The organism is Streptomyces sp. NPDC017676 (assembly GCF_044329325.1).
Taxonomy (GTDB): domain Bacteria; phylum Actinomycetota; class Actinomycetes; order Streptomycetales; family Streptomycetaceae; genus Streptomyces.
The window spans coordinates 359,069-372,031 of record NZ_JBIRJA010000004.1 but is presented as its reverse complement, the minus strand read 5'-3'; the positions used below and the strand labels follow the sequence as shown (position 1 = coordinate 372,031).

At 74.7% G+C, this 12,963-nt stretch carries 10 protein-coding genes; 6 read left to right on the top strand and 4 right to left on the bottom strand.

Annotated elements, in window-relative coordinates; all coding sequences use genetic code 11:
- The first annotated feature begins 59 nt into the window (after positions 1-59).
- Together ACH4LD_RS11755 and ACH4LD_RS11750 are read left to right on the top strand one after the other, a co-directional pair.
- Positions 60-1,091 carry an SDR family oxidoreductase gene (locus ACH4LD_RS11755; RefSeq protein ID WP_103813864.1) on the top strand — a complete coding sequence of 344 codons (1,032 nt, stop codon included), beginning with the start codon at positions 60-62 and terminating at the stop codon, positions 1,089-1,091.
- A 45-nt stretch (positions 1,092-1,136) separates the two neighbouring features.
- Entirely contained in the window at positions 1,137-1,379 is a 243-nt protein-coding gene (locus ACH4LD_RS11750) for a hypothetical protein (RefSeq protein ID WP_398054036.1), read from the top strand.
- A gap of 434 nt (positions 1,380-1,813) precedes the next feature.
- Here the strand turns inward: ACH4LD_RS11750 and ACH4LD_RS11745 are convergent, their stop codons facing one another.
- The 3 genes from ACH4LD_RS11745 to ACH4LD_RS11735 all read right to left on the bottom strand — a co-directional run bounded on the left by ACH4LD_RS11745 (position 1,814) and on the right by ACH4LD_RS11735 (position 7,369).
- The gene (locus ACH4LD_RS11745; protein WP_132785643.1) at positions 1,814-3,103 is read right to left on the bottom strand and encodes an ROK family transcriptional regulator; all 1,290 of its coding nucleotides are present in this window, start codon (positions 3,101-3,103) and stop codon (positions 1,814-1,816) included.
- An 86-nt stretch (positions 3,104-3,189) separates the two neighbouring features.
- The gene (locus tag ACH4LD_RS11740) at positions 3,190-4,167 is read right to left on the bottom strand and encodes a phosphotransferase family protein (RefSeq protein WP_398054035.1); all 978 of its coding nucleotides are present in this window, start codon (positions 4,165-4,167) and stop codon (positions 3,190-3,192) included.
- A gap of 22 nt (positions 4,168-4,189) precedes the next feature.
- Positions 4,190-7,369 (bottom strand): cytochrome P450, encoded by a 3,180-nt coding sequence (locus ACH4LD_RS11735; protein ID WP_398054034.1) that lies wholly within the window; start codon positions 7,367-7,369, stop codon positions 4,190-4,192.
- Between the two features lie 204 nt (positions 7,370-7,573).
- On the opposite strand from ACH4LD_RS11735, the gene ACH4LD_RS11730 reads away from it, so the two are divergent.
- Positions 7,574-8,218, top strand: coding sequence for a PAS domain-containing protein (locus ACH4LD_RS11730; protein WP_398054033.1), 645 nt, complete (start codon positions 7,574-7,576; stop codon positions 8,216-8,218).
- Between the two features lie 178 nt (positions 8,219-8,396).
- On the opposite strand, the gene ACH4LD_RS11725 is transcribed toward ACH4LD_RS11730, so the two are convergent.
- Complete coding sequence (locus ACH4LD_RS11725) at positions 8,397-9,518, bottom strand: DUF3626 domain-containing protein (RefSeq protein WP_398054032.1); 1,122 nt, start codon at positions 9,516-9,518, stop codon at positions 8,397-8,399.
- 89 nt (positions 9,519-9,607) lie between these two features.
- Here ACH4LD_RS11725 and ACH4LD_RS11720 point away from each other — a divergent pair, with 89 nt between their 5' ends.
- The 3 genes from ACH4LD_RS11720 to ACH4LD_RS11710 all read left to right on the top strand — a co-directional run bounded on the left by ACH4LD_RS11720 (position 9,608) and on the right by ACH4LD_RS11710 (position 12,744).
- Complete coding sequence (locus ACH4LD_RS11720; RefSeq protein WP_398054031.1) at positions 9,608-10,102, top strand: FBP domain-containing protein; 495 nt, start codon at positions 9,608-9,610, stop codon at positions 10,100-10,102.
- A 79-nt stretch (positions 10,103-10,181) separates the two neighbouring features.
- Positions 10,182-11,432 (top strand): aromatic acid exporter family protein, encoded by a 1,251-nt coding sequence (locus ACH4LD_RS11715; protein ID WP_398054030.1) that lies wholly within the window; start codon positions 10,182-10,184, stop codon positions 11,430-11,432.
- 232 nt (positions 11,433-11,664) lie between these two features.
- Positions 11,665-12,744 carry a hypothetical protein gene (locus ACH4LD_RS11710; RefSeq protein WP_398054029.1) on the top strand — a complete coding sequence of 360 codons (1,080 nt, stop codon included), beginning with the start codon at positions 11,665-11,667 and terminating at the stop codon, positions 12,742-12,744.
- Positions 12,745-12,963: the final 219 nt, after the last annotated feature.

Here is a 12,963-nt window from a genome sequence, read left to right as displayed (position 1 = left end):
GCGCCCGGGTACCCGGGCGCTCGTCGCAGCCTCCGCCACGCCGACGAGAGGAGCCGAAGGTGAGCAGCTCAGCGGGCAGCAGGGTCGTCGTGACAGGCGCCACCGGCAACGTCGGGACGAGCGTGGTGCGCCTGCTCTCCGAGGACCCGGACATCAAGTCCGTGCGCGGGCTGGCCCGGCGGACGCCCGAGTGGTCGCCGCCGAAGACCGAGTGGTCCGCCGTGGACCTCGCCGGGGACCGCGCGAACCTCGCCGAGCGGTTCGAGGGTGCCGACGCCGTGATCCATCTGGCCTGGGCCTTCCAGCCGACGCACGATCCGGCCACCACCTGGCGGACCAATGTGCTCGGCAGCATCCGGGTGTTCGAGGCGGTCGCCGCGGCCCGGGTGCCGGTGCTGGTGCACGCCTCCTCCGTGGGGGCGTACTCGCCGGGTCCGAAGGACCGCCCGGTGGACGAGTCCTGGCCGACGCACGGCTGGCCGGACGCCGCGTACTGCCGGGAGAAGGCCTACCTGGAGCGCACGCTGGACGTGTTCGAGCGCGACCACCCCGAGGTGCGGGTGGTCCGGATGCGCCCGGCCTTCCTGTTCAAGTGGGAGTCGGCGAGCGAGCAGCGGCGGATCTTCGGCGGGCGGTTCCTGCCCGGTCCGCTGGCCCGGCCGGACCTGCTGCCGTTCCTGCCGGACATCCCCGGTCTGCGGGTACAGGCCCTGCACACGGACGACGCCGCCGAGGCCTACCGGCTCGCGGTGCGCTCGGACAGCGCCCGGGGCGCCTTCAACCTGGCCGCCGACCCCGCGCTGGACGCCGGTGTGCTCGCCGAGCTGCTCGGCTCCCGGCCGGTACGGCTGCCGCGTACGGCGGCCCGCACGGCCATCGCCGCCGCCTGGGGGCTGCACCTGCTGCCCGCGTCGCCGCACCTGTTCGACGCCGTGCTGCGGCTGCCGCTGATGGACTGCGCGCGGGCGCGCGCCGAACTGGGCTGGGAGCCCCGGCACACGGCGACCGAGGTGATCCAGGAGTTCCTGGACGGCCTGCGCAAGGGTGGCGGGATGGAGACCGAGCCGATGCGCGGGCGGAAGGTCGGCTGAGCGCGTCCTGAGCACCGAACGAGCCCACGAGGAGCGGAGAAGACCATGACGGCGCGCAAACCTGGTTCCGGGTCCGGGGCCGAGCAACGGCCGGTGCCCCGGGACATGCCCGACCAGCAGGCCCGGCCCGAAGAGGACCCGTGGGACGTGTCCCCGAGGCACGCGGCCGCCGAAGCGGACGAGGACGTCGCACCGGACACGGACGAGGCCGGCACCGGCCCCCGGGGCGCGTCCCGGCCGGGCACGGCACAGTCGGAACACCCGACGCCGGACGAGCCGTCGGACTGATCGCGGGGCCGCGCGCCTGAGGCATCAGGGCAGCGCTCTCCGCCGGCCCAGAGTCCGGCAGCCATCGGCTCCCCCCGGGACACGTCGGCCTGAACCCGGCAGGACCGGCTCGGACCGGGCAGGGCCGGCGCACATCAGGCAGAGCGGCCGGTTCCAGCACACGGCGGTTTCGCCCACGGCGCGGGTCGCCCAGGGCGTGTGACCTCACCCGGCGGTCGTCGGCCCGGTCTCGGGCGCCCCGGCCTGCCCCGGGCGCGTGACCCCCACCCGGCGGTCGTCGGCCCGGTCTCGGGCGCCCCGGCCTGCCCCGGCCGCGTGACCCCCACCCGGCGGTCGTCGGCCCGGTCTCGGGCGCCCCGGCCTGCCCCGGCCGCGTGACCCCCACCCGGCGGACGTCGGCCCCGTCCCGGGCACCCCTGCCCGCCCCGGCCCCCTCAGTGCGGGGCGCGTTCCTGGAGTGCTGTCCGCCAGGCGGGCAGCCGGTCCTCGGTGGCCGGTTCGGGGCGGCGCCCGCCGCTCGCGAAGAAGTCGGCGAGCGGCAGGATCGCGGCGCCGACGGTGACCGCGTCCGGGCCCAGCCGGCCGAGGTCGATCGTGACCTTGTCCGCCGGGTGCCGCAGGGCGTACGTGGCCGCGTGCCGGCGTACGGCGGGCAGGAACCGCGTGCCGAGCTGGAGCCCGGCCCAGCCGCCGATGAGGATACGCTCGGGCTGAAAGAGGTTGATCAGGTCGGACAGGCCGGCGCCCAGGTACTCGGCGGTCTCCTCCAGGACGGCCAGCGCGACCGGGTCGGCCGTACCGCCCTCGGACGGGTACGCGGCGGCGAGCATCGCGGTGAGCGCGGTCTCCTCGTCGGTGTCCTCGGGCGGCCGGCCGCCCTCCTCGCGCCAGCGGGCGAGCAGCGACTCGGCGCCCGCGTAGGCCTCCAGGCAGCCCGGCGCACCGCAGCGGCAGCGGCGCCCGCGCACCCGTACCGTCAGATGGCCCCACTCCACGGCCCGCCCGTGCTCCACCTCGGGGGTGACCAGGCAGGCGCCGACGCCGGAGCCGAAGAGGACGACGACGGCGTTGCGGGCGCCGCGGCCCGCGCCGAACCACATCTCGGCCTGGCCGAGCGTCTTGGCCCCGTTGTCGATGAAGTACGGCACCCCGTCGGGGAGCCGGGAGGCGGAGCGGAGCAGCTCCTCCAGCGGGACCGCGTCCCAGCCGATGGTCTGCCCGTGCACGACGGCCCCCCGGTCCGGGGTGTGCTCCACGATGCCGGGGACGCCGACGCCGACACCGAGCAGCCGGTCGGGGGCGGCCTGTTCGGCGGTGAGGACCTCGGCGACGCCGTCGCGGATGTGGCCGGCGATGACGTCGACGTCGTAGCCCTGCGGGGTCAACGGGCGTTCGACGCGGGCCAGTTCCGTGAGGGCCAGGTCGAACAGCTCGACCCGGACGCGGGTCTCGCCGACGTCCACGCCGATCATCTGGCCGCTGTGCGGGGCGACGCGCAGCAGCGTGCGCGGCCGGCCGCCGTCGGAGTCGACGCTGCCGGCCTCCTCGACCAGTCCGTCGGCGATCAGGTCCGCGACCACGTTGCTGACCGAGCCGGAGCTGAGTCCGGTGGCCGGGCCCAGCTCGAACCGGCTGAGGGGGCCGTCGAAGTACAGCCGCTGGAGCACCGCCGTCCGGTTGCCTCGTCTCAGGTCGCGTACCGTGCGCCCGTTGCGCGCCGCCATGTGGCTCCCTTCACGAACCCTGCCCGACCTGCAACATACCCCTTCGGACAGCCGGGGCGCGACATTCCCCCAACCCTTAGTTCACGCTATGAGCTAAGGCGGAGACGTTTGATCTCGTCCAGCGCGGCGACAAGTTCCGGCCCGACGGTCTCCCGGGTCCACCGCCGCCGCTGCGCGTCGACCGCCCGGGGAACCGTCTCGACCAGCATGATCAGGTAGAGATAGGCGCGGTAGAGCGCGAGCCGCAGCCGCTCCGAACGGTCGAACCGGACGCGGCCGCCGGCGTCCCGGTAGCCGGCGAGGAAGTCCTGGTCCTTCTCGATGTCGTCCAGCAGGGCGAGGGAGACGAAGTCGGCGACCGGGTCGCCGAAGAACATGCGCTCGCCGTCGACGAGTCCGCCGACACGGGGTCCGGCCGGGGTGCGGTGGACCAGGATGTTGCCCGGCCACAGATCGAAGTGGACCACGCGCGGGACGGTGACCTCCTCCAGCACGTCGTGACCGGAGCGGAGGGTGCGGGCCACCTCGTCCACGGGGCACGGCAGGTCGGCCGCGTAGTCGCGGGCGTCGGCCAGCACGGCGTCGGTCATCGCGGTGAACGCCGTCCGCCAGTCCGGGGCGAGCGGGCCGAGCGCGCCGGACGGGTAGCCGAAGCCGGGGCCGGTCACCCGGTGCAGCCGGGCCACGTGGCCGCCCAGCTCCCGGCGCAGCGCGGCCCGTTCGGCGGCGGTGAGGGAGTCGTCCCAGGGGGCGCCGGGGCAGTGGGTCTGCAGGGTGTGCCGTGCGGCGGGGCCGCCGTCGGTGTGCACGGTGCGGGGTGCGGGGACACCGGCCTCGGCGGCGGCGCGGCAGAACTCCTCCTCCGAGCGCAGCAGCCGGGACTCGTAGCGCAGGCCCGGTCCGTCCGGCGCGGTCTTCAGCACATAGCGGCGGCCGTCGGTGAGCCGTAGTTCCTCGACGGTGTTGTAGGTGCCGCCGCCGAGGGGGCGCACCCCGCCGGGCCGGGCGGGCGGCAGGCCCGCCGTGGCCAGGATCCGACGGGCTCGTTCCTCCGTGTCCCGCACCCCGCACCCCTCCCCCGGCGGCTCAGCCCGCCGCGTACACGTCCTCCACGTAACGCCCGTCCGCCACCAGCGTGTCGAGCCAGCGTTCGGCCGCGGCCTCGTCGGCGCCGGGGGTCCGCTCCCGGTACAGGGTACGGAAGGCGGCGCGGACGCCGGGAGCCATCCGGGCGCCGTCGCCGCAGACGTACACCCGGGCACCGGCGCTCAGCAGCTCCCAGACCTCACCGGCCTCGGCGGCGATGCGGTGCTGGACGAAGGCGGCACCGTTCTCGGGCGCGGCGCTGAAGGCCGGCCGCAGCGAGACCGCGCCGGCCCGCTCGGCGTCCCGCAGCTCCTCGGCGTGCAGGTAGTCGGCGTCCGGGGCGTCGCAGCCGAAGTAGAGCAGCCCGGCGGGGAGTCGGGCGCCGGTACGGCGGGCGGCCAGGCGGTCGGCGACGGCACCCCGGAACGGGGCGAGCCCGGTGCCGGCGGCGACCATCACGACCGGCGCCGCGTGGTCGATCCGGAACGCCTCCCGGCAGGGCTGGACACGGGCGTACACGGTGTCACCGGGCCGCAGGGAGGCCAGGTGGCCGGAGCCGGTGCCGCGGTGGCGGCCCTTGCCGGACCGCGCGGGGGCGTCGAGCACGGACACCATCAGGTCGGCGTGGCGGGCGTCGACCACCGGTGCGGAGGAGATGGAGTAGTGGCGGGGACGCAGCGGGGTCAGCAGGTCGAGCAGGAGCGGCCAGTCCAGGGCACCGCGCAGGGCGGGGTGGTCCTCGGCCAGCTCCACCAGGGTGCGCGGGTCGTCGCCGGGCACGGCCGCGAGGGCGGCGCGCTCGGGCGGGCAGGGGTTCGCCTCGGCCAGGAGGACCAGCCGGCGCCCGGTCGGCCGTTCCTGCAGCTCGACGTGATGGGTGAGCAGTTGCCGCACCGTCAAGGGCCGGTCGACGGCGAGGCGGTCGGGGCGCGGACGGGTGGGCCGGATGTCCAGGACGGCGTCGGCGTCGAGGCCGAAGGCGGCGACGGCGCGGTCCACCAGCTCGGGGGCGTTGGCGGGCAGGACGGTCAGGTGGTCGGCGGTGCGGTAGGTGACGCCCTCGGGCAGGGCGACGCGCAGGAACCGCTTGGTGCGCGGATGACCGGGCGCGGTGAGGTCGTACGCCTCGGTGACCGTCATCGGGACCAGCCCGTGCCGCTCCGCGAGGGCGTCCAGCGGACCGCCGGTCAGGGTGCGCACCGCGTAGGCGTGGGCGGGCTCGTCCGTGGTGGCGTGGACGGCGTCCGGGTCGCCGTGTTCCCGGAGGAGGGCGGTGCGCAGCCGGGCCGTGAACTCCCGTACGGCGCCCGTGAGATCGCCGGAGGCGTCGGCGGCGGCGCGTTCGGTGAGCCGGGTGGCGCCGAGTTCGGCGAGGCGGGCGTCGATCCGGGTGGGGACCTGCTGGTAGGTGGCGGCCCAGTTGCGGTCGCCGGCGCCGAGGACGGCGTAGGTCACTCCGGTCAGGTCGGGGGTGCCGTCGAGCCAGGCGGTGAAGGCGCGGGCGTCGTCGGTGGGTCGGCCGTTGTAGGAGGCGGCGGCGATGACGACGGGCCGGTCGGTGGGCAGGCCGCCCGCGTAGGCGTCCAGGGCGGCGACCTCGGTGGCGCAGCCGACGGCGGCGGCCTCGTCGGCGAGCCGGGTGGCGAGGTCCCGGCAGGTGCCGTAGTTGCTGCCGTGCAGGAAGAGGGCGCGGGTGCCGGGGCGGACCCGGGCCGGGAGGGCGTCCGGGGCGGGTGTGCCGGCGGCGGACACGGCGGCGGCGCCGGGCAGGGACGCGTGCACGCGGTCGGCGGCGGTGCGCGGGGTGAGCGTGAGGGTGAAGCCCTCGGGCTTGAGGGTGAGGGTCTCCTTCACGGTGAGCCGGTAGTCCGCGTGGTCGTGCAGCCGGTAGCGGTGGACCAGCAGGGCGAGCAGCATGGTCGCCTCGTGCAGCGCGAACTGCCGTCCGATGCAGGCGCGTTCGCCGGTGCCGAACGGCTTGAAGGCGTGCACCGGGCGGGCCGCCTCGGCCTCGGGGGTGAACCGCTCGGGGTCGAACAGCTCCGGGTTGTCGCCCCAGACCGGCTGGCGGTGCAGCATCGGGGTGAGCACGGTGACGGCCTGGCCGGCGCGCAGCGGGATCCGGCCGCCGAGCAGGGTGTCCTCACGGGCGTGCCGGCCGAAGGCGGCGGCCGTCGGCCAGAGCCGCAGCGCCTCGTTGAGGACCTGGCGGGTGTAGGCGAGCCGGCCGATGTCCTCGTACGACGGCTCGGGGTCGGGCGTGTCCCCCCACAGCGCGTCGGCCTCGCGCTGCACGAGCCGGAGTACGGCCGGGTGCTTGGCCAGGTAGTAGAGGGCGAAGGACATCGCGCCGGAGGTGGTCTCGTGGCCGGCGATCAGGAAGGTGATGACCTGGTTGCGGATGTTGGCCGGGTCCAGGGTGGTGCCGTCGGCGGGGTGCGGGGCGCTGAGCATCAGACCGAGCAGGTCCTCGGCGCCGCTCTGGTCGGTGCCGGTGCGGGCGGCGATGACGTCGTCCACGACGCCGGCCAGGTAGTCCGCGTCCTTCCGGAAGGCCGCGTCGGCCGCCGTGTGGTCCTGGCCGGGGGTGCGGGCCAGGCGGGTCATGCTCCACTCCAGGCAGCGGACCATGGACTCCACGAAGGGGTGCGGCTCGGCGCGCTCGAACGACCCGAAGTCGTAGTCGAATCCGGCCAGTCCGATGGTGTCGAGGGTCATCCGGGTCATGTCGTCGGGAACGTCGACGGGCCGGCCGGCCCGCGCCGCACGGTCCCAGGCGTCGATGAGCCGCCGGGCCACCCTCAGCATCACCGGGTGGTACGCGCGCATCGAGCCCAGCGCGAAGGCGGGCATCAGGATGTCGTGCGCCTTCGCCCAGTTGGGCTCGTCGTTGTACGCCGTGAACAGGCCGTCGGCGGCGAACTCCCGCACGTTCCTCAGGGCGGGCCCGACGTGCTTGGCGAACCGCTCCTCGTCGGCCAGATCGGCGACCAGGTCCGCGTCGGCGACGAACATCACGTCCCGCCCGTGCAGCCGCCGCACCAGCACCGGGCCGTGCTCCCGCATCAGCGCCATGGTCTGCTGGACGGGGGTGCGGCCGGGGCCGGTGGCGGTGATGTCGACGACGGGGACGCCGGTCAGGGTTCCGGCCGGTTCGGGGCGCAGTGCGGTGGGGGGCATGGCGCGGCAACTGCCTTTCGCGGTAACGGACGTACTGCGTTCCAGGGTGGTCGACGGGCGGAGGGCGCCGGGGCCGTGGTACTACACGATCGTGCAGTGGAAAGTGCGCGCCGGGACTTGCGCGCCCCGGGCCGTCGCGGCCAGCGGCCGGGTCCTTGCCGCCAAGTTGCCGCTGACCTGGTCTTTCCTCTTGGATGAGATGCCATGGAAGCGGGACGGGCCGACGCGGTGGTGTGGCGCAACCGTGCGCAGATGCTGTTCGACCGGGTGGCGGTACCGGTGGCCGTGTGCGATGTGTACGGCCAGGTCGTCCTGGCGAACCCCGCCATGGCGGCGGAGTGCGGTACGACCCCTGGGCGGCTGCGCGGCCGGCATGTGCTGGAGCTGTTCCGGCCGCAGCAGGCCGGCCAGGTGGAGCGGATCGCCGAGGCGCTGCGGCTGCGGCACCGCTCCCGCTACCAGGTGTCGGTGTGCTGGCGGGCGCCCGGCGGGGCCGAGCGGCACGGGGAGCTGACGGCGGACCCGGTGAGCGACAGCGTGGAGGAGACACCGGCGCTGCTGGTGATGCTGCGGGTCCTGGGCGAGCGCCCCGCACCGGAACCGGAGCCGGTACGGGTCACGGACACCGAGCGACGGGTCCTGGCCCTGCTGGCCGGCGGCGCCACGACGGCCCGCGCCGCCCGCGAACTGGGCCTCACCAGGGACGGCGTCACCTACCACCTGCGCCGCCTGTCGGCACGCTGGAACGCCACGAACCGCACGGAACTGGTCGCCCGGGCCTATGCGATGGGGGTACTGGCCACGGGGGTGTGGCCACCGGAGCCGGGGACGGCGACGGACGGGCGGTGAGCAGCGGGCGCGCCGGGGGCACGAGGGGAGGGCGGGGCGGTTCGTCCGGGGGACGCTGACGGCGGCCGGGACGGGAGAGCAATTCGGCGGTGGGGGTGTCCGAGCAACGGCAGCGCTTCGTGGCGGCACCCGTCGAAGCCATGAGGACAGCATCCGCGGCCGCAGGCCACCGGGAACCTCAGCCGCTGCGCTCCGGCGGGATCTGCACGGCGGCGGCGCCCGTGGGAGCCATGGACGCGGGGTCCCCGGGATCGGCCGCGGTGCCTGTCGGAGCCATGGACGCGGGGTCCCCGGGATCGGCCGCAGTGACCGTGGGAGCCATGGACGTGCGACCCCCGGGATCGGCCGCGGTGTCCGTGCCAGCCATCACCGCAGGGTCCCCGGGATCGGCCGCGACGCCCGTGGGAGGCGGGACGGTCGGTGGCGGGGGGAGTCTCGCCGTTCCCGCGCCCTCCGGGGCTCCGAAGCGGGCCAGAGTGTGCCAGACCATCTTGAGGTCCTGGAGGTCGTACCGGGCGGTGCGGGCCGCGTCGCCGATCACGCGGGGGGTGATGAGGCCGTGCTCGGAGATGCGGGCGCCGAGGTCGGCGTACTCGGGACCGCGGTAGTCGGCGTGGCGGCGCAGCTCGGCGACGGTGAGGCGGTAGCCGGGGTGCCAGATGAGCGGGAAGGGCAGGCGCCGGGCGGCCGTCTCCACCGGTGTGCCCCGGTAGCTCGCGTCCAGCACCAGCGCCTCCACGTCCCGGTCGAGCAGCACACCCCCGTGCACCTGGGCCTCGATGTAGTCGTTGAGGGCGTCCTGTTCGTCGGCCTCGGCGAGGGAGATCAGCGGCATGGCACCGGCCACGCCGAAGTCGCCGGGGCCGGCCGAGCTGTCCGGGTAGCAGAAGGTGGCCCGGGCCAGGACCGCTCCGGAGAGCCTGAGGTGCGAGGAGCCGAAGCGGGGGGCCGCGCCGACCACCTGGCGCCGGAAGTCCAGCGCGCCGTACACCGGGCGCTCGGCCGGGTCGGCGTCGTCGTAGGCACCGCCGAAGATCCGGCTCTCCCAGAGCGTCCGGTCGCCGCCCGGGTGCGCGGTGAGGCCGCCGTTGCTGGTGCCGGTGACGAACTGCGAGTGGTACGCGCCGTCCCGGGCCAGCGACTCCAGGATCGGCAGTCCGCCGGAGATCCGGTCGGGGTGGAAGTTGACCGTGATGCGCAGGCCGGGGTCGAGCGGTGGGCCGGACGCGGTGCCGCTGACATGGTCCAGCGCCCGCCGGGCACGCTGCGGCAGCCCGGGCAGCCTCCACCGGAAATCCATTGGCCCACCCCCGTACAGCTAAATAGGATAGTCCCCAACCTAGACCATCTAGGTTCGTTCGCACTGGCAATCCGGAAGGACCTCCCCCCATGAGATCGCTCACCGAGCAGGACATCCGCAACTCGTTCGTCAACTGCTCCAAAGGCGAGGCGAAGCGCCTGGCCGTCCCGCGCGATCTCGGTGACCGCCCCTGGGGCGATCTGGACTTCCTCGGCTGGCGCGATCCAGGCGCCCCCGACCGCAGCTATCTGGTCACGGAGCGGGAGGGCCGGCTCGTCGGCGTGGCCCTGCGCTTCCCCGCCTCTCACCACGGCTTCCTGCACCGGAGCATGTGCTCGCTGTGTCTGACCACGCATCCCGGCGGCGGGGTGTCGCTGATGACCGCGCGGAAGGCGGGCGCGGCAGGCCGGGAGGGCAACTCGGTCGGGCTGTACATGTGCACCGACCTGGCCTGTTCGCTGTACGTGCGCGGCAGGAAGACCCCCGAGTCCGGCACCCGGTTCGAGGAGAGCCTGGCCCTGGAGGAGCAGATCGCGCGCACGACGGGCAACCTGGCCGCTTTCATCGACAAGCTGTACGCGTAACCATCTGGCCCAAATCAGGCGGAACCAGCTCACAAACAGCTACGTTCGACGCACCCGATGAACGGGAACAGGCCAAGGGATGCGCGAACGAAAGTTGACCACGGGACTACTGCGTCTGGCGAAGCGCCGTCGGGAGCCGGTGGTCGTCCAGACGCTACGGTCGGCCGCGGCCGCGACGGTCGCCTACGTGATCGCCCTCAGACTGAGCCCCGAGCCGGCCCCGCTCACCGCGCCGCTGACCGCGCTGCTGGTCGTCCAGGTGACCTTCTACGCCACGCTCACCAACGGCATCCGCCGGGTGAACTCCGTGGTCGCCGGTGTCCTGGTCGCCATCGCCTTCAGCGTGCTGGTGGGCCTGACCTGGTGGAGCCTCGCCCTGCTGATCGTCGCCGCGCTGGCCGTGGGACACCTGGTCCGCGTCGACGAGTACGTCGCCGAGGTGGCGATCAGCGCCATGCTGGTGCTCGGTGTCACCACGGTCGGGTTCACCGCCTGGGCACGGATCGTCGAGACGCTGATCGGCGCGGTCGTCGGCACCGCCTGCAACCTGCTGCTGCCACCCCCGGTGTGGGTGGACGAGGCCGGCCGGTCCATCGAGGACCTGGCCCGCCGGGTACGCCAGCTCATGCTGCGGATGGGCGAGGAGGCGGGGGGCCGGATCCCCTGGGAGCGGGCGGCCGAGCGGCTGCACGAGGCGCGCCGGCTGGACCACGACATCGTGCAGGTGGACGCGGCGCTGCGGCAGGCGGAGGACAGTCTGCGGCTCAACCCACGGGTGAAGGAGGGACTGCTGCACCGGGTGGTGCTGCGCACCGGTCTGGACACGCTGGAGATCTGCACGGTGGTGCTGCGGGTGCTGGCCCGCTCGTTCACGGACCTGGCGAAGGCCCGTGGGCCGGAGGAACTGTTCCCGCCCCGGGTGGGGGCGACCGTGGAGCAACTGCTGTCGGAGATCGCCGACGCGGTGGTCAGCTTCGCGGTGCTGGTGACGACCCATCTGAGCGAGAACGCCGAGTCGGCGGAGGCACGGCTGTCGGCCGAGCTGCACACGGCGGCCGGCACCCGGGACCGGCTGGCCGAGCTGCTCCAGGAGGAGATCCGCAAGGACTGGGCGAACTGGCAGCTGCTCGGGGCGGTCCTGACCGAGACGACCAGGATCATCGACGAGCTGAACACCGAGCACCGCACCCGCCGCCTGCTGGAGGAGCTGGACCGGGTCTCGCGCGGGCACCGGGCCAAGCTGCCCCGGATCGCCTGGCTGCGCGACCGCCTCGGGGTCCAGGAGGAACTGTGGCGGAACCGCGCGGGGTTCGGTGAGCGTTATCGGTGAGGAAGGCGCCGGGGCGGTCCGGCGACGCGGACGAGGAAGCGACGGACGGCCGCTGACGGCACCGGAGGATTCGGAACGCACACCGCCGACCGCACCGCACGACACGGAACACACGGCGACGAACGCCGACCGCACCGCAAGACACGCAACGCACGGCGACGACCACCGACCGCACCGAAGGACGGAACGTGCGGATGGCCGCTGACCGCGCCGGAGGCGAAGGAGCGTACGGATGACGGGTGACGGAGTCCGGATCGACGGGAACACGCTGCGGTTGCCCGGCGGCGTGGCGGTGCGGTTCGTCCGCACGCTGCGCCTGCCCGAGAGCGGTACGCATCCGCTGCCGCCGGGGCTCGGCGAGTTCCCGGTCCGGCGGGTGGCCGACCACGCCGACCGGGTGCCCGCGTGGATGCGGGCGCGCGGCGGCGTCATGCTGCCGGTGTATCTGCGCGAGGCCATGTGGCTGAGCTTCGCCGCGTCGGAGCCGGCCGCGCTCCAGGTCGGTGTGGGCAAGGTGTGCGCGGTGTCCGGCGAGCCCTGGCGGGACCGGCTGTCCCGGCGTCCGCAGAACTATGTGGTGCTGCCCCGCCAGCCCTGGCTGGACGGCATCAACTCCGGCAAAGGCACGGTCCGCCAGTTCGTGGCCGTACCACTGGGGCTGGGCGCGACCGTGGAGGGGCAGGTCACCGGCGAGGAGGTGTGGGGCGGCGTGCAGCTCCGGTCCTTCCCGCTCAAGGAGGACGCCCTCGCCGAGTGGCGGCGCCGGGAGGGGGAACGGCAGCGGCGCCTGGCCGACGCGCCAGGCGGTTACGGCGCCGCCCTGCCCATGGCCGCCCCGGCCCCCGGCGGACTCCCCGGATCGCCGCCGTCCGCGCCCGTCGCGGCCTTCGGCGGTCCGCCCGCCCCGGCCGCCGCTCCCCCGCGCCGCGCCACGGCCATGGGGCTCGGCGTCGGCGGCTCGATGCGGCAGGAGGTGTACCAGGACGACCGGCCGCTGGACGACTGGTCCGAGCAGCCCGCCGGGCGGGTGTTCGTGCACCTGGTCACGCCCCCGGAGTGGCGCCGGATCACCGGCGAGGCGCCACCCCCGTCACCGGTGGACCGGGCGGCCTACACCCGGGCGGGCCTGCCCTGGTACGACTACTACGACGCGGACGCCGAGGACCTCGCCCCCACGGACACCCTGGAGGCGGTCGAACCGGTCGGCGAGTGGCTCGGGGACGACCTGGAGCCGTGGCAGGCGCCGTCCACCGACCAGGTGACACCCCTGAAGGACGCGCCGGGCAAGCCGGTGGAGGACGGGGACTGGTAGGGACCGCCGGCGTTGCGCTGCCCGCAACGGCTTGCCCCCGGCGCCGTGCGCGGGCCAAGGTGACTGTCACGAGCGGGGCGACCGACGACCTGGGGTAGCGGCATGGGCACGGAGGCACAGACGGCGGGGGAAGGGTCTCCCCTCCCCCGGCGGAACCGGCACCCGGAGCGGGAGCACGGCGGCTGGACCAGACGCCGGTTCGTCGGCGCCGTGGCCGGT

Coding starts and splice junctions, on each gene's coding strand:
- ACH4LD_RS11750 (WP_398054036.1), top strand. CDS start 1,137: ATGACGGCGCGCAAACCTGGTTCCGGGTCCGGGGCCGAGCAACGGCCG.
- ACH4LD_RS11745 (WP_132785643.1), bottom strand. CDS start 3,103: ATGGCGGCGCGCAACGGGCGCACGGTACGCGACCTGAGACGAGGCAAC.
- ACH4LD_RS11735 (WP_398054034.1), bottom strand. CDS start 7,369: ATGCCCCCCACCGCACTGCGCCCCGAACCGGCCGGAACCCTGACCGGC.
- ACH4LD_RS11730 (WP_398054033.1), top strand. CDS start 7,574: ATGGAAGCGGGACGGGCCGACGCGGTGGTGTGGCGCAACCGTGCGCAG.
- ACH4LD_RS11725 (WP_398054032.1), bottom strand. CDS start 9,518: ATGGATTTCCGGTGGAGGCTGCCCGGGCTGCCGCAGCGTGCCCGGCGG.
- ACH4LD_RS11720 (WP_398054031.1), top strand. CDS start 9,608: ATGAGATCGCTCACCGAGCAGGACATCCGCAACTCGTTCGTCAACTGC.
- ACH4LD_RS11715 (WP_398054030.1), top strand. CDS start 10,182: ATGCGCGAACGAAAGTTGACCACGGGACTACTGCGTCTGGCGAAGCGC.
- ACH4LD_RS11710 (WP_398054029.1), top strand. CDS start 11,665: ATGACGGGTGACGGAGTCCGGATCGACGGGAACACGCTGCGGTTGCCC.